The organism is Brevibacterium sp. 239c, assembly GCF_900169365.1.
In the GTDB taxonomy this organism is placed as follows: Bacteria; Actinomycetota; Actinomycetes; order Actinomycetales; family Brevibacteriaceae; genus Brevibacterium.
On sequence record NZ_FXZH01000053.1, the window covers coordinates 1 to 1,634 of the forward strand.

A 1,634-nucleotide genomic window follows, 5' to 3' on the forward strand; every position below is an offset into this window, starting at 1 on the left:
GGCTGGTTCTCTTTCGGTGGTGACGGGAACCCTGGTGGACAGATCACGAGAAGGACACCGCGGAACGGGTCAGTCAGGCTTTGGGTCACACCGGGATTCCCGACCTTTCCAGTATCAACGTCAGGCTATGGCGTTGCAGCCGCACAGCCCACGGTTTCCTTGGCTCGCTGCTGTATCCAAACGCTCGTGCATACAGGCTGGACAGACGCACGTCCACGACTGTGAAGCGCACACGAAGATCTAGGTCTTGAATCATGGTAATCAGTATGGCGTGTTGTCCAGAGCGTGAGCGTTCTTGGCTGCTCAGCCCTTCGCGAGGATCAACCACCCACGACCGGGCGCGTAGGGCAGATCTCGGACCTCAAAATCTTTGAAGCCGACATCCGATAACGTGCGCTCGAGCGCATCTTCGCTTCGGAAACGCAGAGTCGACGTGGAGTCGATCCGTTTTCCATCACGGTGAAAGATCGTCGGTGATTCGAAAGTGACAAACTCACCGTCGACTTTGGTCACTTGCACCCATTCTTCGACCGATCCTTCACCCTCAACATCTACCACTTGATGAGTCTGCTCTTTCGTCCAACGCTCCCAACCGCGATCAGAAGGTTGTCTTGTCTCGAAAACGATGTGTCCTCCTGGGCGGAGGCAGAATTTGATCGCGCGAAGGGTGGCAATCCAGTCGTCGTTGTCTAGGAACACCTGGGCAACGTTGGCAGTCATTGTAGCGAGATCAAAGGTGCCATGTCGGCTTGGATCAGCGGCAACGTCCACGCCTGTACCAACGACAAATTCCGCGAGGCCAGAGACCACCTTCTCACGAGCGACGTCGATCGACGCTTCAGCAGGGTCAACTCCCAGAGCTGTCAGCCCCAACTCGGTGAGCATCGAGATCAGGGTTCCTGTGCCACAGCCCACATCGAGAACCGTTTTTGCCTTGACGCGTTCGATAACTTGTAGGTAGGAATCGAGATCGCTCCGGTCAGGGTCAAGTGGATCGTAGACGCGAGCGAGTCGGGGGTGTGAGAATAAGGCATCAGGCATTTGTCCAGACTATCGGTCGAACGGGATGTCGCAACGTCGTTTTCAGCCAGTAGCACCCGCGCAGACGGTATGCCGTGCCTTAAATCGTTTGGGTACCGTAGTGTGAAGCGGATCCCGAATGTACGGGGGATGAGTAGATGCTTCGATTCTTGGTAGTCGGCGAGGTACGTCGTTATTGTTGCAGCTCCATGACGTTGCTGTATCTCCTTTGCCACCGCTTGAATTGTCGAAAACAACGACCGTAGATCGTACTCAGTTGCGTCTCCTAGGTCTGCGAGCGAGGGGATATATCGTTTCGGAACGACGACTACGTGTACCTCTCAGAACGTCTTCGTGTATGAAATGCCAACACTGAGTCACCCGCGTGAACGACATGTAGTTGCGATGCGTTGGGGATGGCGACATCGCAGTGGAAGTCGTTCCCTCTCATATGTAGGAGTCTGGGGCTTCTGGGATACACACGGGTTAGGGCATGTCTCCTTTATTGGCGGAGCCATGTCAGGATCGCGCTGATCACGACGGCCGCTCGATAGGTGATGGCGAGCTTGTCGTATCTCGTCGCTAACCCCCGCCATTGCTTGACGTAGGCAAAC

1 protein-coding gene and 1 pseudogene are annotated in these 1,634 nt (G+C 55.4%); both read right to left on the bottom strand.

The annotated features are described in order from the left end of the window. Nucleotides 1-303 precede the first annotated feature (303 nt). Complete coding sequence (locus BSP239C_RS20290; protein WP_096163069.1) at nt 304-1,041, bottom strand: bifunctional 2-polyprenyl-6-hydroxyphenol methylase/3-demethylubiquinol 3-O-methyltransferase UbiG; 738 nt, start codon at nt 1,039-1,041, stop codon at nt 304-306. Between the two features lie 481 nt (nt 1,042-1,522). Then, nucleotides 1,523-1,634 (bottom strand): annotated as a pseudogene (locus BSP239C_RS21245) (IS5/IS1182 family transposase); the annotation flags it as partial.

Excerpts from the sequence above, each read along its gene's own strand:
- BSP239C_RS20290 (WP_096163069.1), bottom strand. The coding sequence starts at position 1,041 with ATGCCTGATGCCTTATTCTCACACCCCCGACTCGCTCGCGTCTACGAT.